Consider the following 21,829-nt stretch of genomic DNA (forward strand, 5'->3'; position numbering starts at 1 on the left):
CCACCGGCCCGCCCTAGGCGCCGTCGTCCGGCGGCTGCTCCAGGTAGGGACGCAGGTCGGCACGGCCGCTGACGCCGAGCTTGACGTAGACGCGCGACAGCGCGTTGTCCACCGTGCGCACCGCCAGGCCGAGCCGCTGGGCGATCTGCTTGCTGGTGTGCCAGGGCGCCAGCAGCGCGATCTGCCGTTCGCGCGGGGTGAGGAAGTCCCTCAGGTCGTCCTGGGGCTCCTCGGCCAGCAGCGGGGTGCGCGCCCCCGCGCAGGCCGCGCGCATCTCGTTGGCGGCGGCGACGGCCAGCCCGGCTTCCGGCGGCGATCCGGTACGGCGGGCGTGCCGGGCCGCGGCGGTGGCCAGCTCCGCGGCGTGCAGGTGGTAGCCGAGCCGGTTCAGCTCCCGCGCCGTGCGCGACAAGGCCGGGGTGTCCTTCGCCGCCAGCGCGCGCACGGCGGTGGCCAGCAGCGCGGGCAGGGCGCCGGGGATCGCCCTCAGGACCTCCTGGTCCGCGGCGCCGCCGAGCCGTACCGCCTCGTAGCGCGCGAGAGCCTCCACGTACGGCATGCCGGCCGCGGCGGCCAGGGCGGCGGCGCGGGCGGCGTGGCGGAGAGCGGCGTCGACGTCGCCTCCGGCGCGGGCCACCCACGCCCGCCAGGTCTCCACCCACGGGGCGAAGATCTGGTTGGTGCCGTTGTCCAGGGCGTCGGCGCGGGCCAGGAGCTCGACGGCGTCGGCGCGGCGGCCCTGGAGCGCGCGCACGCCCGCCAGGGCGGCCAGGCAGCAGCGGTGTAATCGCTGGGTATCGGTCTGCCCGAATCCGGCGCGGCCCTCGGTCAGCAGGGAGCCGGCGCGGTCCAGGCGGCCCTGCGCCAGGGCGACCACGCCGCCGAAGAAGGCCCACCCGCTGACCAGGATCGGCGCGCCCCCGCTGAGCGTGGCCTGGTACGCGGCGGCGGCGGTGGCGGCGGCCCGGCCGGGTTCTCCGGCGGCCAGCTGGGCCAGGCAGGCGCCCACCTCCATCTGGAACGCCCCGACGGGCAGGGCCGCGGCGTGCGCGATCGCGGTGGCGCGGCCCTCGGCGTGCCGCCGCCCGGCCTCCTCGATGCGGCCGAGGAAGCCGAGCGAGGCGGTCGCCGCGCCCGCGGCCCACACCACGGCCTGCGGGTTGCCGCCGGGGTCGGCCAGCACCTTGTCGGCGATGCGCACGACGTCCCGGCAGCGGCCGTCGAAGAACAGCACGAACGCGCGGGCGGCCTCGATGACCGGATGGCCCGCCACGGTGTCCCAGGTCGCCGTCGCGCCGGGCACGTCGCCCTGGGACCAGTACAGAACCTTGGCGCGGATGATCGCCCAGGCGATGCGCTCGGCGAGATCGGGCGGCGGGGTGGCGGGCAGCAGGCCGGCCGCCTCGCCGCTGCGGCCCTGGTACTCGAGGATCTCGGCCATCAGCCAGTTCGCCCGCGGTCCCGGCTCGACCTCGCGCGAGGCGCGGGCCAGGCGTTCGGCCAGCGCCATCCCGGTCCTGCCCACAGCCTGCAACGCGCCTTCGTGCACCAGGTCGGGCCGGGTGATCCGGCCGCACTCCACCTGCCACAGCGCGGCCCGCAGCACGTCCTCGCGGCGGCGCATCGGCGTGGCCATCAGCTCGCGCGCCAGCGTCTGGTAGGCCCGCCTGCGCCCCGTCACCGGCATCCTGGCCAGCAGCACCTCGCCGAACAGCGGATGCTCCAGCCGCGCCTGGACCCGGTTGGCGGCCCGCTCGCACACGACCACGCCGGCCTCCTCGGCGGCCATCACCGGCTCGGCCCCGGCGGAGCGCTCCAGCAGGCTCAGCGGCACCGGCTCGCCGCAGGCGACCATCTCGACCACCGCCCGGACCTCCGCCTTCAGCCCGGCGAGCCGGGAGACGATGAGGTCGGCCAGCCCGCCGGGCACCGCGCCGTGCACCAGCTCCCGCAACGCCAGCGGGTTCCCGCGCGCGGTCGCGTGCAGCGTACGGCGGGCCGTCACGTCGATCCTGCCGCCGGTGCTGTGGTCGATGAGCCGGTCCATGACCGCGTCGGGCAGCACGCCGAGCTCGAGCACGTCCGCCTGGCCCTCCTTGACCAGCCGGGACAGGCAGTCGGCCAGCGGCTCGCCGCTCCTGGCGGTCAGCACCACGAACGCCGACCCCTTGGTGATCAGGGCGGCGATCGCCATCGCGCTCGCGGCGTCGAGCTGGTGGGCGTCGTCCACCCCGAGCACCCCGTCGTGCCGCCCGCCCCAGCCCGCCACCCGGGAGTGGATCGCACGCACCAGCTCGGCCGACCCGGCGGTGACCGGGACCTCCTCCGGCACCAGGTGCAGCATCGGCCCGAGCGGGATCTGCGAGGCCGACCGGGTGCCGGCGATCCAGTCGCCACGGCCGCCCAGCCGGGCGAGCGTCTCCCGGGCCAGCCGGGTCTTCCCGACACCCGCGGCGCCCATGAGCAGGACGGCATGCGCGGCCGAGCCGCAGAACGCCGACCGGATCGCAGCCAATTCCTGCTGACGCCCCTCGAACGGCCATCTACGCACCCGCGGCTCCTGTCCGATCAGGATGACTCAGTGCTTTGCACGGTTCTCAACGCGAACGGCGGATTGCCTGTCAAGAGTAGTCTGCCCTGCTCTGTGCGCAAGATCTCCGGCTCCCCACAATGCGGAATGTGCTGATCAGCCGCATCCACCAACCCGGAAAGGGAATGCTCATGCACATCTTGCGCAGGCTCGTCCTGCCCGCCGTGATCGCCACGGCCGCCCTCGTCTCCCTGCCCGCCACGGCCAGGGCAGAGCCGCCGCGGACTCCCCTCGGCGAGACCCGGTTCACCCTGCAGGGCGTCAAGAAGTCGGGCGCCCTGATCAGCTGCCTCGGCAGCGTCGGCGTCCCGCGCCTGGCCGGCGGGAGCAAGGTCACCGTCACCGCCGGAGTGTTCTGCGACGCCCCGGTGTCGCGCATCCAGCTCGCCGTCGGCCTCCTGGACCGCGGCGTCCTGATCCAGAGCTCCGTCAACCGGGACGACAAGTACGCCAGGCTCAGCCTGACCGTCGACACGATCCCGACGTTCTGCTCGACCGGCATCGAGTTCCAGGGCGTGGCCACCGGCCGCGTCACCTTCCCGAACGGCGAGGTCATCACCGCCTCGGGAGCCGGTCAGCCGATCACGTTCACCAGTTGCGCCTGACCTTCTGCAACCTGGTGCACGAGATCAACGAAGAGCGCCGGTGCATGGACATCCCGTAGTCCACCCCCGGCGACACCAAACGGTCTGGGTCGCTGCGAACGGCGGCGACGCCCAGCGGTTCTTCATCCAGCAGAAGTGAATCCGCGGGCGGCACACCCGGCACCGGGTGTGCCGCCTCGCGGCTCAAGGCTCACGGCCGGAAGGGGCCGGTGACGCAGTAGGTGATGCCGCCGGACGACGAACCGCTGGTGCCGCGCTGGGAGGAGAAGTACAGGCGGTTGCCCGCCGGGTTGAACGCCGGGCCGGTGATCTCCGAGCTGCTCTGCCCGTTGATGCGGAGGAAGACGGAGATCTGGTCATTGGGGGTGATCATGCAGATCTCCATGTTGCCGCCGTCCTCGGCCACGTACAGGTCGCCTCCAGCCGACCCGGTCACGTTGTCGACGCCGGTCAGCGGCGGGCTGCCCGGGCTGACCAGGCTGTCGTCGTAGGCCAGCTCGTAGGTGCTGTTCGCCAGGTTGAGCTGCCAGACCCGGTTGTCGCCCTTGGTGGTGAACCACACGGTGTCGGCGGCGTAGTGGCAGCCCTCGCCGCCGTTGAAGGACTTCGAACCGGACACCTGGCTGCGGGTCGCGGTCGGCGAGCCGTCGGGGTCCGGGACGTTCGCCCAGGTGAACGAGCCGGACGTGCCCGATCCTGCGACCATGACCTGGAGCGTGCCGCTGGACAGGTTGCCCCACGTCGAGGGGACGAACCGGTAGAACCTGCCGTTGCTCTCGTCCTCGGTCAGGTAGACGACCTGACGGACCGGGTCGGCCGCCGCGGCCTCGTGCTTGAACCGGCCCATCGCCGGGCGTTGTACGGCGGTGCCGCCGAAGGGGAACGTCTCGTACACGAAGCCCCTGCTCACCTCTTCGCACGAGAGCCAGGTGTTCCACGGCGTCTTGCCGCCCGCGCAGTTCTGCCGCGTGCCGCTGAGGATACGGCTGGCCGAGGTGGCCGTGCCGGAGGAGTTGAACCGGATCGCCGAGGCGCCGCCGCCCGGGTTGATCTCCGAGTTGGAGACGTAGATCCAGCCGCTGCCGTCGGCGAAGCAGGCGCCGCCGTCTGGCGCGCTGTGCCAGGTCAGTGACGTACCCGGCACCGTCTGGCCGGACCGGGCCACGATCTGGCTGGTGAAGCCGGCAGGCAGCAGGATGCCGTTGGCGTCCGCGGGCTGCAGGGGGCCGTAGGGGCTCGGGGCGTTCTGCGCGGGGGCGGCGAGTGCCGTACCCTCCCAGAGCGTGAAGGGGAGCGCCAGGCTACCGGCGCCGATGACTGAGGCCCGCAGGAAATTGCGACGTTTCACGGTGCAACCCTTTCCTGACTGAGGGGTGTGCCACCGACGCTAGGCCGCCTCCGTGAACATGAGGTGTCCGCTGAACGTGCTCTCGACAGATCCTCGACATGATCCGGCCCATGGGCGTCTCGTCGTTCACATGATCGCGAGTTGCCCGCCGTCGATGACCAGTTCGGTCCCATGCACGAAGGCGGCGTCGTCCGAGGCCAGGAAGGCGTACCCGGCGGCCACCTCCTCGGCCAGCCCGGGGCGGCCGAGCGGGATGTGGTCGCGGGCGTAGGCGGTGACGAAGTCGCCGGCCAGGCCGGAGGAGATCGACGAGTTCAGCGGCGTCTGGATGTAGCCGGGGCACAGCGCGTTGACCCGGATGCCGTGTTTGCCGAGTTCCACGGCCATGGTCTTGGTGAGCAGGAGGACACCGCCCTTGGACGCGTTGTAGTGGGCGTAGTCCGCCTCGCCGCCCAGGCCGTTCGTGGACGACATGTTGAGGATGACCCCGCTGGAGCCGCGCTCGACCATGTGCCGGGCGACGGCCTGGGCGACCAGGAACATGCCGCGCAGGTTCACCGCGACGATCCGGTCCCAGTGGCCGGGCGTGATCTCCAGGAACGGCTCGCGCCAGGCGGTGCCGGCGTTGTTGACCAGGACGTCGATGCCGCCCAGCGCCGCGAGACCGCCCTCGACGAGCCGGGCGGCGCCGGCCTCCTCGCTGACGTCGCCGGCCAGTCCGCTCACCTCGCCGAGCGTGGCGAGGCCGGCCACCGCCGCGTCCACTTCCGCCTGGTCGAGGCCGCCGAGCACGACCCGTGAGCCCTCCTCCAGGAACCTGCGGGCGGTGGCGGCGCCGATGCCGCTGCTGCCGCCGCTGATCAGTACTCGCTTGCCGGCGAGTCCGCGCATGCTGTTGCTTCCCTTCAGCGCACGGCCCCGCGGGCGGCGACGCGCAGTTCGGTGACGATCTCTCCGTCCTCGACGCCGTAGACGGTGTCGAAGAGGTTGACGACAGAGCAAGCATGGCTGGGAATCAGCTGCAGCCGCGAGCCGACAGGCAGCTCGCCGGTGTGCTCAGGCTCCAGATGGGCGACGCCGTGCTCCTCGTTGAGGAAGTTCATGTGCAGGTACGGCAGGCCGGCGGCGCGAATCCAGCCCGGCGTGCCGTACCCGTCGGAGGTGAGGCACTTGGTGCCCGCGTCGCACACGACCCGTTCCGGCATCGGGCGGCCGATGACCGTGGTGAGGATCCTGGCGGCGGTGGTCTCCTCGGTGGCGACGCCGAGGCGCATCATCGCGGTGTCGTTGAAGATGTAGGTACCCGGCCGGATCTCGGTGACGCCGGCGACCCCGGCGACGTATCGGGCGGTGGGGGTGGAGCCGACGCTGATCTCGCGGAGGGCGATCCCGTCGCGGGCGCACAGTTCGGCCGTTTCGACCAGGTCGGTGCCTTCGCGGCGGGCGGTCTCGGCGAGTTCCCCGGGTGTGCGGGAGTGGTAGGCGTGCCCGGCGAGCGTGAGCAGGCCGACGACCTCCACGCCGGGGACGGCGGCGATCTCGGCGACCAGGTCGGCGGTGGGCCGTCCCGGCGGGCGGCCGAGCCGGTGCTGGCCGGTGTCCACTTCGACGAGCACTTCCACGGGCGGCCCGCCGAGGCGGCCGAGTCCGGCGGCGACCTCGGGGGAGTCGAGGCTGACGCGCACCCTGGCCCGCTCGCGCAGGGCGGCGAGGCGGCGCAGCTTGGGACGGCCCCAGAGGGGAAAGGCCAGCAGGATGTCGTCGACGCCGGCGTCGGCCATCACCTCGGCCTCGCCGAGCTTCGCGCAGGTGATGCCGGTGGCGCCGGCTTCGAGCTGCAGCCGGGCCAGCTCGGGGATCTTGTGGGTCTTGATGTGCGGCCGGAGCCTGACGCCGGCGGCGGCGGCCGTCTTCGCCATCTCGCTCACGTTGGCCCTGACGACGCCGAGGTCGATGAGCAGGGCTGGGGTGTCGATTTCTGGATACATCGGTGCCCCTCCGGGTGTGTGCGGTCGAACCTAACACGCATTCCGCCATATGCACCAGCATTCCGCTATACAGAATGCTGGACGGTTCCAGGGAACCCTTGACAGGTGCCCCCAGCCCTGCTGTCCTTTTCGCGTGGCCGGAACGGCATTCTGCATTACGGAATGAGGACCCCTGTATGAGATTCGGCACGGTACGGGTCGGGCAGGCCCGCATGGCCGCCGAGGAACGCGACGGGCGCTGGTACGCCCTCGACGTCCCCCCGGGCACCCCTTTGGAGGCGGTGCTGGCCACCGGGCTCGGCGCGACGACGGCCACCAGGCGGCTCGACGGCGCGGTGCCCGTGCGGCCCCTGCGGCCCGGCAAGATCGTGGCGATCGGGCTCAACTACCTCGACCACATCCGCGAGGCCGGGATGGAGAGGCCCGAGCGCCCGCTGATGTTCGCCAAGTTCCCCTCCAGCGTGATCGGCCCGGGCGAGCCCGTCGTCATCGACGGCGCGCTGACCGGGCGCGTGGACTGGGAGGTCGAGCTGGCCGCGGTCATCGGCGCCCCGATCCGGCACGCGAGCCCGGCCGAGGCGCTGGCCGGCGTGGCCGGCTACACCGTGGCCAACGACGTCTCCGCGCGTGACCTGCAGTTCGCCGACGGCCAATGGACCCGAGGCAAGAGCCTGGACACCTTCTGCCCGCTCGGCCCGGTCATCGTCAGCCCCGACGAGCTCGGCGACCCGCAGGCCCTGCGGCTGTGGACGCGGGTCAACGGCGAGACCGTCCAGGACTCCAGCACCGCCGAGATGCTCTTCGGGGTGGGCGAGCTGCTGGCCTACTGCTCACGCGCCTTCACCCTCGAACCCGGCGACGTCGTCCTGACCGGCACCCCGTGGGGCTGCGGCGAGTTCATGACCCCGCGCCGCTCCCTGCGCCCCGGCGACACCGTCGAGGCCGGCGTCGAGGGCATCGGCGTCCTGACCAACCCCGTCGAAGGAGCCGCGCGATGAAGGCCATGGTGTTCACCGGACCCGGCGTCGTCGAGATGCGTGACGTCGCCGAGCCGGCGCCCGGCCCCGGCGAGACGCTGGTGCACGTGGTGACCACGGGCATCTGCGGCAGCGAGCTGCACGGCGTCAAGACCCCCGGATTCCGGGTGCCGCCGCTGGTCATGGGACACGAGTTCGCCGGCCGTACCGACGACGGCAGGGCGGTCGTGGTGAACCCGATCCTGTCGTGCGGCGCGTGCGACCTGTGCGCGCTCGGGCTGGGCAACGTGTGCAGGAAGCGGGAGATCGTCGGCGTGCACCGGCCGGGCGGCTTCGGCGAGCGGGTGGCGGTGCCCACGAGCACGCTGACCGTGCTGCCCGACGGTTTCGCCTGGACGGCGGCGGCGATCGTGGAGCCCGCGGCCAACGCGGTGCACGCCTGGTCGCTGGCCGGCGCGCCCGCGGGCGCCCGCGTGGGCGTCATCGGCGCCGGCGCGATCGGCCTGGCCTGCCTGCTGGTCGCCGCGTCCGGCGGGGCGGCGCGCATCGAGGTCGCCGACCGCTCCGAGCACCGCCGCGCGATCGCCGAGCGGCTCGGCGCCGCCGCGGCCGTGACGGAACTGAGCGGCGAGTACGACGTGGTCTTCGACGCGGTGGGCGCCGCCGCCACGCACGAGCAGTCGCTGAGCCGCCTGCGCCCGGGCGGGGTGGCCGTCTGGCTGGGCCTGCTCGACACGGACGCGGGCTTCGACGCCGCCGCGCTGGTGCGCGGGGAGAAGCGGGTGCTCGGCTCCTTCGCGTACGGCGCCGCCGACTTCGCCCGGGCGGTGAGCCTGGTCCCGGCCTGGGACCTGAGCTGGGTCGACACCTACCCGCTCGGCGACGGCGCGGAGGTCTTCACCTCGCTGATGAACGGCGCCACCGCCCCCGTCAAGGCCCTGCTGACCGTCTGAATCGAGGTGCCCATGCCCGCGCGCGTCCCCCTCTCCGGCTACCGCCCGATCTCCCAGCTCAGAGTGCCCGCCCACCACGTGGAGCGGGCCCGGCTGCCGGTCGTGGACGCGCACGTCCACCTCGGCCGCTGGCTCAGTGAGGACGGCGACTGGGCGGTCAAGGACGTGCCCGCGCTGCTGGACACGATGGACGCGCTCAACGTGCGCTCCATGGTCAACCTCGACGGCCGCTGGGGCGGGGAACTGGCCGCCAACCTGGAGCGCTACGACGCCGCCCACCCCGGCAGGTTCGCCACCTTCTGCCACGTCGACTGGTCGCGGGCCGCCGAGCCGCGCTTCGGCGAGCGCCTGGCCGCCCAGCTGCGCGCCTCGGTCGCCGAGGGCGCGGCGGGGCTGAAGGTCTGGAAGGACGTCGGCCTGCGCGTGCGCGACGCCCGCGGCGTGCTGATCATGCTCGACGACGTACGGCTGGCGCCGCTGTGGGCCACGGCCGGCGAACTGGGCATCCCGATCGCCCTGCACACCGCCGACCCGGTGGCGTTCTTCCAGCCGGTCGACGAGCGCAACGAACGCCTCGAACAGCTCCTCGCCCACCCGGACTGGGTGTTCTCCGGCCCGGAGTTCCCGCCCTTCGAGCGGCTGATGGAGGCCATGGAGGCGATGATCGCCGAGCATCCGGCGACCACGGTGATCGGCGTGCACGCCGGATGCTGGCCGGAGAACCTCGCCTGGGTGGGCCGGATGCTCGGCGCCTACCCCAACTTCCACATCGACATCGCGGCGCGCCTGGCCGAGCTGGGCCGGGCGCCGCGGGCGGCGCGCGAGCTGATCACGCGCCATCCCGGCCGCGTGCTGTTCGGCACCGACGAGATCCCGCCGGACCCGCAGGTCTACCGGATCCACTTCCGCTTCATGGAGACCGCCGACGAGGCGTTCGCCCACTCCCTGGAGGACCCGCCGCTGATGGGCCGCTGGACCATCAGCGGGCTGGATCTCCCCGACGAGGTGCTGAGCCGGGTGTACGCCGGCAACGCCCGCGCGCTCGTGCCGAGGCTGGCGTGAACGGGCGGCCCCGCCGGGGGCGGGGCCACGCGCGCTCACTTACACGGCTTGTACGGCTTGTCGTACAGCGAGTAGTCGGTCGCCTTCTTGATGGAGTTGAACTTCAGCCGCGCGGCCTTACCGCAGAAGGCGGCCGGCGCGGTCTTGTACTCCACCTGGAAGACCGGCTTGCCGGCGTTGACGAAGGCGGACAGCACGTCGCACTCCTTCCACTGGAAGCACTCCTCGTTGACCGCGTAGTCGAAGTGGGAGACCAGCTCGTCCACCTGGCTGAGGTCGTTCTTGAGCGCCACCGACAGGCCCTTCCCGTGGGCCATGGCGGCCAGCGCCTTGTTGTAGGTGAGCTGGGTCTGGGCGGAGATGTTCCACCCGGTGACCGGCTGACCCTCCTCGTGGGCGTGCACGACGTCGAACTCGACGCCGTCGAACCCGGCCTGGACGCACTTGTCGACGCGGGCCTCCATCATCTTCAGCAGGAAGTCCCGCTGGCCCTTGTCGTTGTTGATGTTGGCCCAGCGCTCGTTCGGGAACTCGTCGCTGAACGGCTTGCCGAGCAGGGACTTGCCGTGGCTGTCGTGCCAGTCGAGGAACGCCTGGTAGTCGGGCCGGAAGTCCTCGATCGAGCCGGCGTCGATGTAGCAGACGGCCTTGGCGCCCCTGGCGTGGATGGCCCGGACGCCGGCGGTGTTGAGCGTGGTGTTGTTCCCGGCCACCTGGGCGTCCACGTACAGGTCGATGTCGAAGACGCCGGGCCGTACGCACGCGCCGCCCGACTGCGGCACCTCGCAGATGCCGACGTTGATGCCGCCGGTGGCGGCGTGGGCCTTGCTGCCCTGGAGCTGGTACTGCCAGCGGCTCTGCACCGGCGGACGCCAGATGGCGGCGCTCGTGCTCGTGCCCGTGGCGGCGCTCGCGGTCGCCGTGGCGGTCAGGACCGGCGTCGGCGCCAGCGCCAGCGCGGCCACGAGCGCCAGCCGGGAAATGCGCTTGATCAACGTGTCAACCCTCCATTCCGTATTGTGGAATCATGTTCCGCAACCAAGGAAACCGAGGGAGATCGGAGGTTGTCAACCTTCTCTCGATGTCGAGAATTCCGCGCCACCGGCGTCGATCGCGGGGTGTTGACGCCAGGACTCTCGTTCCACATTGTGGAACCTTGGTCTGTATTGCGGATAGCTTAGTTATACTGCCGCACGTGGCGGAGTCTCCTTTGCCCCGCTCCGTGCTCTGTGGAGGGAAAGTGGCCCATGGCACGCATCGTGTTCGTCGGCGCGGGCAGCGTCGAATTCACCAAGAACGTCCTCTCGGACATCCTGACATTTCCGGAGCTGGGGGAGTCCACCCTCGTCCTGCATGACATCGACGCCGAGCGGCTGGCGACCGCCGAGGCCATGGCCAACTGGATGGTCGCCGAGCTGGGCCTGGGCGCCAAGGTGGAGGCGCACCTCGACCGGCGCAGGGCCGTCGACGGCGCCGACTACGTGATCAACGAGATCGCGGTCGGCGGGTACGCCGCCACCCGCACCGACTTCGAGATCCCGCGCCGCTACGGCCTGCGCCAGACGATCGCCGACACCCTCGGCATCGGCGGCATCTTCCGCGCCCTGCGCACGATCCCGGTCATGGTCGGCCTCGGCAACGACCTCGCGGAGCTGGCCCCGCACGCCCTCCTGCTCAACTACACCAACCCGATGGCGATGATCCCGCGCGCCGTCTACCAGGGCACGCCCTTCAAGAACGTCGTGGGCCTGTGCCACTCGGTCCGCGACACCCAGGCCCGCCTGGCCGGGCTGGTCGGCGTGCCGGAGGAGGAGGTCTCCTTCGTCACGGCCGGGGCCAACCACCAGGCGTTCGTCCTGACCTTCGAGCACAACGGGCAGGACCTCTACCCCGCGCTCGACGAGGTCATCGCCGGTGACCCCGAGCTGCGGCGCACCGTCCGGGTGGAGATGTACCGCCGCTTCGGCCGCTTCCCCACCGAGTCCAGCGAGCACGGCTCGGAGTACCTGCCCTGGTTCCTCCACCACGACGACCAGGTCGAGCACTTCCGCATCCCGGTGGAGATCTACCTGCGGTGGTCGGAGGAGAACCTCGACACCTACGCCGAGACCAAGCGGCGCCTGGCCGCGGGGGAGGGCGTCGCGATCGAGCCCATGAGCGAGCTGGCCTCCGAGGTCATCCACTCCATCGAGACCGGCGCCCGCCGGGTCGTCCACGGCAACGTGCGCAACGACGGGCTCATCGCCAACCTGCCCGCCGACGCCTGCGTCGAGGTGCCGTGCCTGGTGGATCGTTCCGGGCTGCGCCCGACCAGGATCGGCGCGATGCCGCCCCAGCTCGCCGCCCTCAACACGACCTTCCTCAACGTGGGCGAGCTGACCGTGCGGGCCGCGCTCGAAGGCCGCCGCGACCACGTCTACCACGCGGCCATGCTCGATCCCAACGCCTCGGCGACCCTCACGCTCCAGCAGATCCACGACCTCGTGGACGAGATGATCGCCGCCCACGGCGACCTGCTTCCCGAGGGTGTGCGATGAGGCGGGCCATGGCCGTCGCCGCGGTGCTCGCGCTGGCCGCGACCGGATGCGGCGCGGGCGGCCAGAAGCAGCAGGCGAGCGGGCCGGTGGAGCTCACGATCTGGCACGGCCAGGAGGACGCCTCCGCCAAGTCGATCGAGAAGCTGGTGGCGCGGTTCAACCAGAGCCACCCGGACATCAAGGTCAAGACCGAGTCCGGCGGGGTCACCGCGGACGGCATGCTGCCCAAGATCACCGCGGCGCTCACCTCCGACGCCTACCCCGACATCGCCTACCTCTACGGTTCCTGGGCGCCCAACATCGCCAGGAACCCCAAGACGGCCGACCTCACCGAGATCGTCAAGGACCCGGCGGTCAAGTGGGACGACTTCTGGGCCAGCGAGCGCGAAGCCGTCACCATCAACGGCAAGGTCGTCGGCTTCCCCGCGATCGTCGACAACATGGTCGTGCTCTACAACAAGAAGGTCCTGCAGAAGGCGGGGGTCAAGCCGCCGGGGCCGGACTGGACCTGGGACGACTTCCGGGCGATGGCCAAACAGGCGACCGACGCGAAGGCCGGGGTCTTCGGCGCCACCTGGCCGATCAGCGGTGGCGAGGAGGCCGTCTGGGGCCTGTGGCCGATGGTCTGGCAGGCCGGCGGCGACATCCTCACGCCCGACCACAAGAAGGCGGTCTTCAACTCCGCCCAGGGGCAGCAGGCGCTCGACCGGCTGCGCGCGATGGCGGTCGACGACAAGTCGCTCTACCTCGACTCCAGCCCGGCGGAGAAGGGGCAGAAACTGTTCGAGTCCGGCCGGCTCGGCATGTTCCTGTCGGGGCCGTGGGTGCTGCCCGACCTTCAGGCGGCCGAGGTCGACTACGGCGTCTCGCCGCTGCCGGGCACGAACGGCAACCACGAGACCATCTCGGGCCCGGACAACTGGGTGGTCTTCGAGCACGACCAGCGCCGGGTGAAGGCGGCGGCGACGTTCCTGACCTGGCTGACGGCGGCCGAGCAGCAGCTCGTGTGGATGACGGACACCGGATCGCTGCCGATCCGCGAGTCGATCACCCGGCTGCCCGGCTACAAGGACTATCTCGCGAAATATCATGGCATCGAGGTGATCTCCGGGAACCTGGCCAACGCCAAACGGGTCCGGCCGCCGACCACCCGATACCCGCGGGTGTCCGCGTTCGTCGCCGAGGCCATCGCCCAGACCCTGCTCGGCAAGAGCGACGCCAAGACGGCCCTGGACGAGGCGGCCAAGAAGGCCGACGCGGCGCTGGCCGTACCGGGATCATGAGCGCGACCACCCTCGGCGCCACCGCCAGCCAGCACCGGCGCCACAAGGACCGCAGAAAGCTCGGCGAGAACCTCGCCGGGTGGTCCTTCGCCGGACCGGCGACCCTGGTCATCCTCGGGTTCTCGCTGATCCCCATGGCCTGGGCGCTGGCGCTGTCGTTCACCGACTCCGACCTGATGACGCCGGGCCGCAACGTCGGGCTGGACAACTACAAGGCGCTGCTGGAGGACCCGGTCTTCTTCCAGGCGCTGCGCAACACCGGGCTGCTGCTGGTGCTCTACATCCCGTCCTCGCTCGTCGCCGGGCTGCTCGTGGCGGTGCTGCTGAACAGGAAGGTGCGCGGCATCGGGTTCTACCGGACCTGCTTCCTCGTGCCCTACGTCGTCTCGGCCACCGCGACGGGCCTGCTCATGGGCTTCATCTTCGACCGCGACTTCGGCCTGGTGAACGGGTTCCTGGCCAAGCTCGGGCTGCCGCTGCAGGGGTTGCTCAGCAGCCCCTCGCAGGCGATGTTCGTGCTCACGGCGATCTTCTTCTGGACCCGCTTCGGCTTCGCCGTGGTCATCTACCTGGCGGCGATCCAGGAGATCAGCAAGGAGGTGCTGGACGCCGCCGCGATCGACGGCGCGGGCCCCTGGGCCAGGTTCCGGCACGTCATCGTGCCGTCGGTGCGGCCGATGACGATCTTCCTGACGGTCTGGGGCGTGATCGACGCGCTGCAGTTCTTCGACCTGGTGATGACCACGACGAAGGGCGGCCCGGCCAACGCGACCGTGACCATCGTCTACTACGTGTGGCAGCTCGCCTTCAGCTTCTCCACCGCCGGGTACGGCGCGGCCGTGGCGTACGCCCTGTTCGCCGGGACCCTGGTGCTGATCGTCGCGGGCCTGCTGCTCACGCGGCGCAAGGGGGCCGCGACATGAGGCGCTGGGCGGGAAGGTGGCACCTGCTGCTGGTGCCGATGGCGGCCGTGGTCGTGCTGCCGTTCGTGTGGCTGCTGCTCAGCTCGGTGATGACCCAGGCCGAGCTGAACCGCTTCCCGCCGGCGTTCTGGCCGGACGGCGTCGACCTGGGCGGCTACCGCACGGTCATGGAGCGCTCGAACTTCCTGCGCTGGTTCGTCAACAGCGTCATCGTCTCGGGCGCGATCGTGGTGGCCCAGGTCGTGCTGTGCAGCATGGCCGGGTACGCGTTCGCCCGGATCCGGTTCGCCGGCTCCAAGCTGGTGCTGATCCTGGTCATCGCCACCGCCCTGATCCCGTTCCAGCTCACGGTGATCCCGACCTTCCTGATCTTCAACGAGGCCGGGCTGACCGACACGCTGGGCGCGCTGATCGTGCCGCAGCTGGCCTCGGCCGTGGGCATCTTCCTGATGACCTCCTTCTTCCAGTCCTTCCCGAAGGAGCTGGAGGAGGCCGCGCGCATCGACGGGTGCTCGCGGGTGGCGGTGTTCTACCGGGTGGTGCTGCCGGTGGCCAGGCCCGCGCTGGCCGCCCTGGCGGTCATCACGTTCATCACGGCGTGGAACGACCTGTTCTGGCCGCTGGTGGCGATCAACTCGGAGGACAACTACACGGTCCAGGTGGGGCTGACGACCTTCCAGGGTCAGCACCGCGCGGACTGGCCGGCCGTCATGGCGGGCACGGTGCTGACGACGCTGCCCGTCCTGCTGGTGTTCCTGTTCGGCCAGCGCCGGTTCGTCCAGGCGCTGACCGGCGCGGTCAAGGGCTGAGGTCGCGGTAGGGGCAGGCGGGCAGACCCGTGTAGGGAGTACGGCAGCGCCACAGCTCCCCGCCTCCCCTGCCGTCCCAGGCGGTGGTGATGTACAGCTCGTCCAGGTTCGCTCCGCCGAACGCGCAGCTCGTCACGTTGGCCACCGGCAGCTCGATCGTGCGGTCGAGCTGCCCGCCCGGCCGCAGGCGCACGACGGCGCCGCCGTCCCACAGCGCGACCCACACGTGGCCGTCGGCGTCGACCGTGATCCCGTCGGGGTAGCCGCGCGGGATCTCGGCGAACACCCGGCGATCGCCCAGGCTCCCGCTCGCCGGGTCGTAGTCGAAGACGTCCACCCGGCCGGTCGGCGTGTCCACGTAGTACAGCAGCTGCTCGTCGAGGCTCCAGGCCAGGCCGTTGGAGATCGACACCCCGCCCAGCACCCGCTCGCACGCGCCGCCGGGATCCAGCCGGTACAGCGCCCCGGCGCCGGGGGTGTCGTCCTCGGCCTTGGTCCCGGCGAAGAACCGCCCGGCGCGGTCACAGGCGCCGTCGTTCATCCGGTTGCCCGGCCGCTCCGCCGCCGTGACCGCCGCGACCACCCGCAGATCGCCCGCTCCAGGAAGCAGCACGCCCGCCCCGCCCGCCCCGCCCGTCCCGGTTTCAGACGTCCCCGCTTCAGACGTCCCGGCTTCAGGCGTCCCGGCTTCTGGCAGTACGGCGAAGCCGTCACGGACCGCCAGCGCCAGGCCGCCCCCGGCACGCGGCACCGCCACGCCCACCGGCTGGCCGACGTCGATCGTCACCTGCGAGCCGTCGGCCGGGTCCAGCCGGTGCACCAGCCCGGCCGGGATGTCCACCCACAGCAGCGTGCCGGTGCCGCCGTCCCACCGCGGCCCTTCGCCCAGCTGCGCACGAGGGACGGGAACAACCTCCGGCTCCATGAGCACCCCTAGTTTCCGTAATACAGAATCCAATTCCGAATCGATGCCAGAACATCACCGGGGAGATCGGCTGTCAACCCGTCAGACCTGCTCCTCGATCGCCTTGCGCAGGCTGTGCCCCAGCTCCTCCATCCGGGCCGGCGGCATGCGGTCCTTGATCGCGGTCACGCTCACCGCGGCGACCGGGGAGGTCCTGCCCAGGAACAGCGGCGCGGCCACGCACCGCACACCCGGCTCGTTCTCCTCCAGGTCGAGCGCGTAACCCCGGCGCCGGACCTGGTCCAGGTGCGTGGCCAGCTTGGCGGGGTTGGTGATCGTGTTGCGCGTCCTGGTCGCGAGGGGGCCGGCGCGGTCGGCCCACGCCCTGATCTCCTCGTCGCTCGGGTACGTCCAGGCCAGCAGGGCCTTGCCCACGCCCGTGCAGTGCGCCGCGTTGCGCCCGCCCACCACCGAGGTCATCGTGATCGACCGCACCGCCTCGACCTTGTCGAGGTAGACGACCTCGGCGCCGTCGAGCGTCGCCATGTGCACGGTCTCGGCGAACTCCTCGCTCAGCCGCAGCAGCAGCGGGCGCACCAGCGTGCGCAGGTCCATGCTCTCGTAGAACCTGAAGGCGGTGGCGAGCATCTCGGTGCCGAGGAAGTACGGCCCGCTGGGCTCGGGCTGCGCGGCGAACCCGCGGTGCTTCAACGCGCCCAGCAGGCGGTGCAGCGAGCTCTTGGGCAACCCGAGCCGCGTGGCCAGTTCGTCGAGTGTGACTCCGCGGCTGTGCCTGCCGATCTCCTGGAGGATCAGCAGGGCGCGGTCCACGCTGCCCACGGGTGACTGGGTCTCCGCCATGACGTCTCCCTCGCATATTCCGGATAATGGAATGCTAGAGCGTTATGCGGAAGACCCATAACCCAGACGGGCGTCATTCGGGATCGTGGAGGGTCCAGGCGCCGCGCCGCCGTACCAGGAGGAGGTAGGCGAGCGCGGCGGCCGTCAGGATGGCGGCGGTGACGATCAGGCTGGGGCGGCCGATCACGGGGTCGATGGCGCTGGTGTAGATCACGTACGCCAGCGCGACCAGGGCCGCGACGGGGGCCACGGGGTAGAGCGGCATGCGGTAGACGCCGTGGCCGGTGCTGCCGTTGCGGCGGCCGCCGATGACCGCGGCGCACAGGGCGGCGTAGATGACCACGAGCGAGGTGCCGGTGACGACGAGCAGGAAGCGCTCGTTGACGAAGCACAGGGCCGCGCTGACCACGCCGGCCGCGAGCGTCGCCGCCCACGGGGTGCCGAAGTGCGGGTGGATGTGCCCGAGGAGCGCGTTGACCGGGCGGGGCCAGGTGGCGTCGCGGGCGCTGCTGAACAGCAGCCGGGCGGTGAGCAGCATGATGGCGATCACCGCGTTGGCGATGGCCAGCGCCACGGCCAGGCTGATCATCGTGGCCACGGGGCCGCCGGCGTAGGTGGTGACCACCTCGCGGACCACGTTGCCGCCGGCCAGGTCGGGGGCCGAGAGCAGCACGGCGGTGATGGGGATCAGCTCCGCGGCCACCGTGATCGCCAGCGCCCACAGGATGACGCGGGCGATGTTGCGCCGGGCGCCCTGGGTTTCCTCGCCGAAGTAGACGGCCGAGCCGTACCCGTTGTAGGAGAAGATCGCCACGGCGGTGGCGAGCGCGATCAGCCCGAACGTGGCGGCGGAGCCGTCGGGCGCCACCGGGCGGGTCAGCAGGTCGGTGAAGGGCCGTTCGATGTTGAGGACGCCGATTCCGGACAGCACGAGCAGGGCCAGCATCTCCAGGGCGAGGAAGACGCCCGTCACCACCGCGTTGAGGCGGATGTCGAAGATGGCCACGACGGCGGCCAGGGCCACGGTGACCGCCCCGGCGAGCGGGCCGGGCAGGCCGGGGAACAGGACGCCGAGGTAGGTGCCGACGCCCAGGGCGATCACCGCGAGGATCAGCAGCTGCGTGACCAGGACCAGGATCAGGGCCAGGAAGCCGGGCAGGGGGCCGAGGATTCTGCCGATGATCGTGTACTCGCCGCCGGTCAGCGGATAGGCGGAGGACAGCTCGGCGTAGACGAAGGCCATGAAGACGCCCACGACCGCGGCCAGGACGTAGCTCCAGAACGCGCCCGTCCCGGCGGTGCCGATGACGCCCGGGCCGATGATGAAGACGGACGAGGCCGGGGTGATGGCCGACAGGACGATCAAGAGGGTGCCGAAGGCTCGCAGCCCGCGCTTGAGGCGGGCCTGCTGATGGGTCTGGGACGTGCTCATGCCGCGCCTCCATACTTTTAACAAGCATCAAAGAACTCCGTCCGAAGGCCGTCAAGAGCCGTCGGGTAAATTTGAATGATCGTCAAAGAATGTGAGGTTCCATGGCCCGACCCAGCCGCGCCCACGAGCGGCGCGCCCATCTGATCGCGGCGGCCCGGCGCAGCGTGGTCGAGCGGGGGCTGCTGGGGTTGCGCCTGCGGGATGTGTCGGAGAAGGCCGGCATGTCGTCGGGCTCGGTGCTCTACTACTTCCCCGGGCTCACCGAACTGCTGCGCGAGGTGCACCGCGAGGCCGTCGAGCGCTTCTGCGACGAACGCGCGGCCGCCATCGGCCAGGAAAGCGACCCGCGGCGCAAACTGGATGCGATGATCGCCAGCGGGCTGCCCGGCGAACCCCGCGACGAACTGTGCGTCCTGCTGTACGAGCTGGGCGCGTTCGCCAGGCGCGACCCCGCGTGCGCGGCGGCCTACATCGGCCTGTACGAACGTCAGGTGGGCCTCTACATGGCCATCCTCGAGGCCGGCGCCGCGTCCGGCGCGTTCACGCTGACCGGGGAACCGCTGATGATCGCGCGCAACCTGGTCACGCTCGAGGACGGGTACGGCCTGCACATCACGATGGCCGTGCCCACGCTCTCCCCGGCGGTCGCCGAGCGTCACCTGCGCGCCTACGCCTCCAGCGCGACGGGGGTGGATCTGTGATCTAGAATTCGGCGTGCGATTACGCCTGAACGGCACCGTGGTGCTCGCGGCCTGGGTCCTCAGCCGCACACCCTTCGTCCTGATCGTCGCCGGTGTCGTCGACGCGCCGGTGGGCGGCGTCTTCGACGACGTCGGCCTCTACGCGCGCTGGAGCGACGTCCTGGCCGGCGGGCGCACTCCCGCCGGCGATCCGATGTGGCAGTACCCGCCCGGCGCCGCCGCGCTCTTCCTCGGCCTGCGGTTCGTCCCGGCCGGCTATCTGACCGCCTTCTTCACGCTGGCCCTCCTGGCCGACCTGCTGATCCTTCTCACACTGCTCCGCCTGGTCCGCGGGAACGGGCGCCTGCTGGGGGCCTGGGTGTGGGCGCTGGCGGTGCCGATGCTCAACCTGCTGGCCTATGCCCGGTACGACATCTTCGTCACCGCGATCGCCGTGGCCGCGCTGGCCGCCGTGGTCCGGCGGCCCGCGGTCGCGGGCGCCCTCATGGCGGCGGGCGCGCTGGTCAAGGTGTGGCCCGCGGTGCTGCTCCTCACCGCCAGGCCCGCTCGGGGGCTCGCCGGGTTCGCGGTGGGGCTCGCGGGCCTGGGCGGCGCGCTGACGTTCGCCTTCGCCGGGGCCTGGTCCGGGTTCACCGGCAACCAGGTGGAGCGTGGGCTGCAGGTCGAGTCGGCGGGCGCGACGCCGCTGGTGCTGGCCCGGCTCTGGGACGACTCCCTCCGGGTCGAGTTCGTCTACGGGGCGATGGAGGTCGTCGGGCATCCGTTCGTGCGGCCCGCGACGCTCGTGCTGCCCGGCCTGACGCTGCTCGGGCTGGGCGTGCTGGGGCTCCGATGGCTGGTCACCGGGCGGGCCGGCGTCGACGTGGCGCTGCCGGCGGTGCTGGTGCTGGTGGTGACGAGCCGGGTCTTCTCCCCGCAGTACATGCTCTGGCTGATCGGGGTGGCGGCGGTCTGCCTGACCCGGAGGGACACCACGCAGCGGGCGCCCGCCGCCCTGGTCGTGGCGGCGACCGCGCTGACCGCCGCGCTGTTCCCCTGGTTCTACGCCGACGTGGCCTACCACCCCGCCTGGCCGGGCACGGCGCTACTGGCCGGCAGGAACGCCCTTCTCCTGGTGGCTCTCGGCCTCGCCTTTCACGCGGTGTGGCAGCGCCAGGAAGACCAGGCCCGCCAGGACGTACAGGTTGCTGTAGATCAGTCCCCAGCCGCCGAAGTGCAGGTCCCACCCCTGGAGACCGGCGAGCACCCAGGTGGTGCTCGCGACGAACACCAGCCAGACCACGCCGACGGCCGCCCGGCCCCGGACGTCACGCCGGCGTACGGCCGCCAGCGTCAGCACCGGCACGACCCAGACCCAGTGGTGGTGCCAGGAGACGGGGGAGACCAGCAGCCCGGTGACCGCGCAGGAGAACAGGCCCAGCAGCGGATCACGGGCGCGGGCGGCGGCCACGAGACCGGCGACGCCGACGGCCCCGGCCAGGAGCAGCCAGGCGAGGCCGGGGTCGCCGGAGTCGAGCACCCTGGCCAGGGCGCCGCGCAGTGACTGGTTGAGGATGGTCCGCGGGTCCTCGGTGACCCGGGAGGCCGCGAACAGCCCGCCGCCCCAGAACCAGTGGGAGTCCTCCGGCCGCCAGACGAAGCCGACGGCCACCGTACCCAGGAAGCCGCCCGCCGCGGTCGCCGCCGCCCGGAAGCGGCGGGTGACGAGCAGGTAGGCGACGAAGATGAGCGGGGTGAGCTTGATGCCCGCCGCGATCCCGGTCGCCAGGCCGTACCACCGGCGCCGGGGGTCGCCGGTCAGGTCCAGCAGCACGAGCGCCATCAGGAAGACGCCGGCCTGCCCGGTCTGCAGGTGCCCGGAGACGGCGAGCATGGGCAGGGAGGCGGCCGTGGCGAGCAGGGCGGGCACCGCGCGCCGGCCGGCGGGGAGGCCGCCGGCCCTGAGCGTGGCCCAGACGGCGGCCAGCAGCGCCAGGACCGAGGCGAGTGTCCAGAGGCCGACGGCGGCCGTCATGCCCAGGTGCGCGAGCGGCTGGAGCAGCAGGGCGGAGAAGGGCGGGTAGGTGAAGCCGTACTCCACCCCGCCTCCGCTGGTGAAGGCGACCCGGTACACCTCGCCGTCCCCGCCTCCGGCGATCGCCGCGCCCGCCCTCAGCACGGCGAGGTCCTGCCAGAACCGGCCGGTCACCGCATGGAGCACGACCGCGGCGACGACGACCGCCACGAGCACGGCCGCCGCCGCGCCCGCGAGCACGCGGGAGAGCCGCGCGCTCACGGGCGGAGCACGATCGTGGCGGGCCCGGCCGGGTCGGCCAGTTCCTCGGCCACGTCCAGCCCGCACGCCCGCACCTTGCCGAGGAGCGCGCCGCCGCCAGCGGTGATCGTGACGATGACCACGCCGTCCGGGGCCAGCGTGGCCGCCAGGCGGCGCAGCAGCGCGACGGCCTGCTCGTCCGGGAAGTAGTACAGGACCTCACGCAGCAGGATCACGTCGTACGGCGCGGCCGGGCGGTAGGTCAGCACGTCGGCGACCTCGTAGGTCGAGCCGGGCCGGCGCAGCGCCCGCGCCCGCCGGATCGCCGTCCGGCTGATGTCCACACCGTGGTAGGACGCGTACCGGTGCAGCGTCAGGTTGGCGGTGGCCCCGCAGCCGAGGTCGAGGATGCGCGGCAGGCGCGCGTACTTCCCGATCAGGTCGGGGACGGTGCTGCCCCCCGGCCGGTCGAGGTAGGACCACAGGCCCAGGGCGTACTGCAGATCCCACACCCGCGCGTTCAGCCACGGGTACGGCCGGACCAGCACGGTCAGCGGCCACTTCAGCAGGCGGCCGGCGGCACGGAAGACGACGCCCATCGT

19 protein-coding genes and 1 pseudogene are annotated in these 21,829 nt (G+C 71.8%); 10 read left to right on the forward strand and 10 right to left on the reverse strand.

Going from position 1 to position 21,829, the window contains the following annotated elements:
• Window positions 1-13 precede the first annotated feature (13 nt).
• Entirely contained in the window at window positions 14-2,551 is a 2,538-nt protein-coding gene (locus tag FVE25_RS18440; RefSeq protein WP_157248182.1) for an AAA family ATPase, read from the reverse strand.
• A 170-nt stretch (window positions 2,552-2,721) separates the two neighbouring features.
• On the opposite strand from FVE25_RS18440, the gene FVE25_RS18445 reads away from it, so the two are divergent.
• The gene (locus FVE25_RS18445; RefSeq protein ID WP_157248183.1) at window positions 2,722-3,195 is read left to right on the forward strand and encodes a hypothetical protein; all 474 of its coding nucleotides are present in this window, start codon (window positions 2,722-2,724) and stop codon (window positions 3,193-3,195) included.
• Between the two features lie 190 nt (window positions 3,196-3,385).
• On the opposite strand, the gene FVE25_RS18450 is transcribed toward FVE25_RS18445, so the two are convergent.
• From FVE25_RS18450 to FVE25_RS18460, 3 genes are all read right to left on the reverse strand, one after another.
• The gene (locus tag FVE25_RS18450) at window positions 3,386-4,543 is read right to left on the reverse strand and encodes an alkaline phosphatase PhoX (protein WP_157248184.1); all 1,158 of its coding nucleotides are present in this window, start codon (window positions 4,541-4,543) and stop codon (window positions 3,386-3,388) included.
• Window positions 4,544-4,669: 126 nt separating this feature from the next.
• Window positions 4,670-5,434 carry an SDR family NAD(P)-dependent oxidoreductase gene (locus tag FVE25_RS18455; RefSeq protein ID WP_157248185.1) on the reverse strand — a complete coding sequence of 255 codons (765 nt, stop codon included), beginning with the start codon at window positions 5,432-5,434 and terminating at the stop codon, window positions 4,670-4,672.
• Window positions 5,435-5,448: 14 nt separating this feature from the next.
• Window positions 5,449-6,531: an alanine racemase gene (locus FVE25_RS18460; RefSeq protein ID WP_157248186.1), complete on the reverse strand. Its 1,083-nt coding sequence runs from the start codon at window positions 6,529-6,531 to the stop codon at window positions 5,449-5,451.
• Window positions 6,532-6,707: 176 nt separating this feature from the next.
• On the opposite strand from FVE25_RS18460, the gene FVE25_RS18465 reads away from it, so the two are divergent.
• From FVE25_RS18465 to FVE25_RS18475, 3 genes are read left to right on the forward strand one after another with little or no spacing between them, the layout of a single operon-like run.
• A complete protein-coding gene (locus FVE25_RS18465; RefSeq protein ID WP_219825542.1) occupies window positions 6,708-7,529 on the forward strand; it encodes a fumarylacetoacetate hydrolase family protein in 822 nt (273 codons plus the stop codon).
• On the forward strand, window positions 7,526-8,461 hold the full coding sequence (locus tag FVE25_RS18470) for a zinc-dependent alcohol dehydrogenase (RefSeq protein ID WP_157248187.1): 936 nt from the start codon (window positions 7,526-7,528) through the stop codon (window positions 8,459-8,461). Before FVE25_RS18465 ends, FVE25_RS18470 begins: the two co-directional genes overlap by 4 nt.
• A gap of 12 nt (window positions 8,462-8,473) precedes the next feature.
• Entirely contained in the window at window positions 8,474-9,523 is a 1,050-nt protein-coding gene (locus tag FVE25_RS18475) for an amidohydrolase family protein (RefSeq protein ID WP_157248188.1), read from the forward strand.
• Window positions 9,524-9,558: 35 nt separating this feature from the next.
• Here FVE25_RS18475 and FVE25_RS18480 read toward each other — a convergent pair whose 3' ends face one another.
• Complete coding sequence (locus FVE25_RS18480; RefSeq protein WP_157248189.1) at window positions 9,559-10,518, reverse strand: endo alpha-1,4 polygalactosaminidase; 960 nt, start codon at window positions 10,516-10,518, stop codon at window positions 9,559-9,561.
• Window positions 10,519-10,770: 252 nt separating this feature from the next.
• On the opposite strand from FVE25_RS18480, the gene melA reads away from it, so the two are divergent.
• Genes melA through FVE25_RS18500 form a run of 4 tightly spaced genes read left to right on the forward strand, consistent with a single transcriptional unit; the run spans window position 10,771 to window position 15,075 of the window.
• On the forward strand, window positions 10,771-12,060 hold the full coding sequence (melA, locus tag FVE25_RS18485) for an alpha-glucosidase/alpha-galactosidase (protein WP_157248190.1): 1,290 nt from the start codon (window positions 10,771-10,773) through the stop codon (window positions 12,058-12,060).
• Window positions 12,057-13,343: an ABC transporter substrate-binding protein gene (locus FVE25_RS18490; protein WP_157248191.1), complete on the forward strand. Its 1,287-nt coding sequence runs from the start codon at window positions 12,057-12,059 to the stop codon at window positions 13,341-13,343. Before melA ends, FVE25_RS18490 begins: the two co-directional genes overlap by 4 nt.
• Window positions 13,340-14,266, forward strand: a complete 927-nt coding sequence (locus FVE25_RS18495; RefSeq protein ID WP_157248192.1) for a carbohydrate ABC transporter permease — start codon at window positions 13,340-13,342, stop codon at window positions 14,264-14,266. Before FVE25_RS18490 ends, FVE25_RS18495 begins: the two co-directional genes overlap by 4 nt.
• Complete coding sequence (locus tag FVE25_RS18500; protein WP_157248193.1) at window positions 14,263-15,075, forward strand: carbohydrate ABC transporter permease; 813 nt, start codon at window positions 14,263-14,265, stop codon at window positions 15,073-15,075. Before FVE25_RS18495 ends, FVE25_RS18500 begins: the two co-directional genes overlap by 4 nt.
• Here the strand turns inward: FVE25_RS18500 and FVE25_RS18505 are convergent.
• The 3 genes from FVE25_RS18505 to FVE25_RS18515 form a co-directional block, all read right to left on the reverse strand.
• Window positions 15,065-16,000 carry an SMP-30/gluconolactonase/LRE family protein gene (locus tag FVE25_RS18505; RefSeq protein ID WP_157248194.1) on the reverse strand — a complete coding sequence of 312 codons (936 nt, stop codon included), beginning with the start codon at window positions 15,998-16,000 and terminating at the stop codon, window positions 15,065-15,067. The two genes, FVE25_RS18500 and FVE25_RS18505, sit on opposite strands and share 11 nt — an antisense overlap.
• 81 nt (window positions 16,001-16,081) lie before the next feature.
• Window positions 16,082-16,840 carry an IclR family transcriptional regulator gene (locus tag FVE25_RS18510; RefSeq protein WP_157248195.1) on the reverse strand — a complete coding sequence of 253 codons (759 nt, stop codon included), beginning with the start codon at window positions 16,838-16,840 and terminating at the stop codon, window positions 16,082-16,084.
• Window positions 16,841-16,913: 73 nt separating this feature from the next.
• A complete protein-coding gene (locus tag FVE25_RS18515) occupies window positions 16,914-18,272 on the reverse strand; it encodes an APC family permease (protein WP_157248196.1) in 1,359 nt (452 codons plus the stop codon).
• Window positions 18,273-18,373: 101 nt separating this feature from the next.
• On the opposite strand from FVE25_RS18515, the gene FVE25_RS18520 reads away from it, so the two are divergent.
• Entirely contained in the window at window positions 18,374-18,973 is a 600-nt protein-coding gene (locus FVE25_RS18520; protein ID WP_157248197.1) for a TetR/AcrR family transcriptional regulator, read from the forward strand.
• A 193-nt stretch (window positions 18,974-19,166) separates the two neighbouring features.
• A pseudogene (locus tag FVE25_RS55240) lies at window positions 19,167-19,877 on the forward strand (glycosyltransferase 87 family protein); the annotation flags it as partial.
• A 180-nt stretch (window positions 19,878-20,057) separates the two neighbouring features.
• Here the strand turns inward: FVE25_RS55240 and FVE25_RS55245 are convergent.
• Together FVE25_RS55245 and FVE25_RS18535 are read right to left on the reverse strand one after the other, a co-directional pair.
• Complete coding sequence (locus FVE25_RS55245; RefSeq protein WP_246267144.1) at window positions 20,058-21,248, reverse strand: glycosyltransferase 87 family protein; 1,191 nt, start codon at window positions 21,246-21,248, stop codon at window positions 20,058-20,060.
• Window positions 21,245-21,826 (reverse strand): class I SAM-dependent methyltransferase, encoded by a 582-nt coding sequence (locus FVE25_RS18535; RefSeq protein ID WP_157248200.1) that lies wholly within the window; start codon window positions 21,824-21,826, stop codon window positions 21,245-21,247. The genes FVE25_RS55245 and FVE25_RS18535 overlap by 4 nt, the downstream gene beginning before the upstream one ends.
• Window positions 21,827-21,829: the final 3 nt, after the last annotated feature.

The sequence above is a fragment of the Nonomuraea typhae genome (assembly GCF_009760925.1).
Lineage (GTDB): Bacteria > Actinomycetota > Actinomycetes > Streptosporangiales > Streptosporangiaceae > Nonomuraea > Nonomuraea typhae.

Excerpts from the sequence above, each read along its gene's own strand:
- FVE25_RS18535 (WP_157248200.1), bottom strand. The coding sequence starts at position 21,826 with ATGGGCGTCGTCTTCCGTGCCGCCGGCCGCCTGCTGAAGTGGCCGCTG.
- FVE25_RS18520 (WP_157248197.1), top strand. The coding sequence starts at position 18,374 with ATGGCCCGACCCAGCCGCGCCCACGAGCGGCGCGCCCATCTGATCGCG.
- FVE25_RS18465 (WP_219825542.1), top strand. The coding sequence starts at position 6,708 with ATGAGATTCGGCACGGTACGGGTCGGGCAGGCCCGCATGGCCGCCGAG.
- FVE25_RS18515 (WP_157248196.1), bottom strand. The coding sequence starts at position 18,272 with ATGAGCACGTCCCAGACCCATCAGCAGGCCCGCCTCAAGCGCGGGCTG.
- FVE25_RS18500 (WP_157248193.1), top strand. The coding sequence starts at position 14,263 with ATGAGGCGCTGGGCGGGAAGGTGGCACCTGCTGCTGGTGCCGATGGCG.
- FVE25_RS18470 (WP_157248187.1), top strand. The coding sequence starts at position 7,526 with ATGAAGGCCATGGTGTTCACCGGACCCGGCGTCGTCGAGATGCGTGAC.
- melA (WP_157248190.1), top strand. The coding sequence starts at position 10,771 with ATGGCACGCATCGTGTTCGTCGGCGCGGGCAGCGTCGAATTCACCAAG.
- FVE25_RS18475 (WP_157248188.1), top strand. The coding sequence starts at position 8,474 with ATGCCCGCGCGCGTCCCCCTCTCCGGCTACCGCCCGATCTCCCAGCTC.
- FVE25_RS18490 (WP_157248191.1), top strand. The coding sequence starts at position 12,057 with ATGAGGCGGGCCATGGCCGTCGCCGCGGTGCTCGCGCTGGCCGCGACC.
- FVE25_RS18510 (WP_157248195.1), bottom strand. The coding sequence starts at position 16,840 with ATGGCGGAGACCCAGTCACCCGTGGGCAGCGTGGACCGCGCCCTGCTG.
- FVE25_RS18460 (WP_157248186.1), bottom strand. The coding sequence starts at position 6,531 with ATGTATCCAGAAATCGACACCCCAGCCCTGCTCATCGACCTCGGCGTC.
- FVE25_RS18495 (WP_157248192.1), top strand. The coding sequence starts at position 13,340 with ATGAGCGCGACCACCCTCGGCGCCACCGCCAGCCAGCACCGGCGCCAC.
- FVE25_RS18505 (WP_157248194.1), bottom strand. The coding sequence starts at position 16,000 with ATGGAGCCGGAGGTTGTTCCCGTCCCTCGTGCGCAGCTGGGCGAAGGG.
- FVE25_RS18445 (WP_157248183.1), top strand. The coding sequence starts at position 2,722 with ATGCACATCTTGCGCAGGCTCGTCCTGCCCGCCGTGATCGCCACGGCC.
- FVE25_RS18455 (WP_157248185.1), bottom strand. The coding sequence starts at position 5,434 with ATGCGCGGACTCGCCGGCAAGCGAGTACTGATCAGCGGCGGCAGCAGC.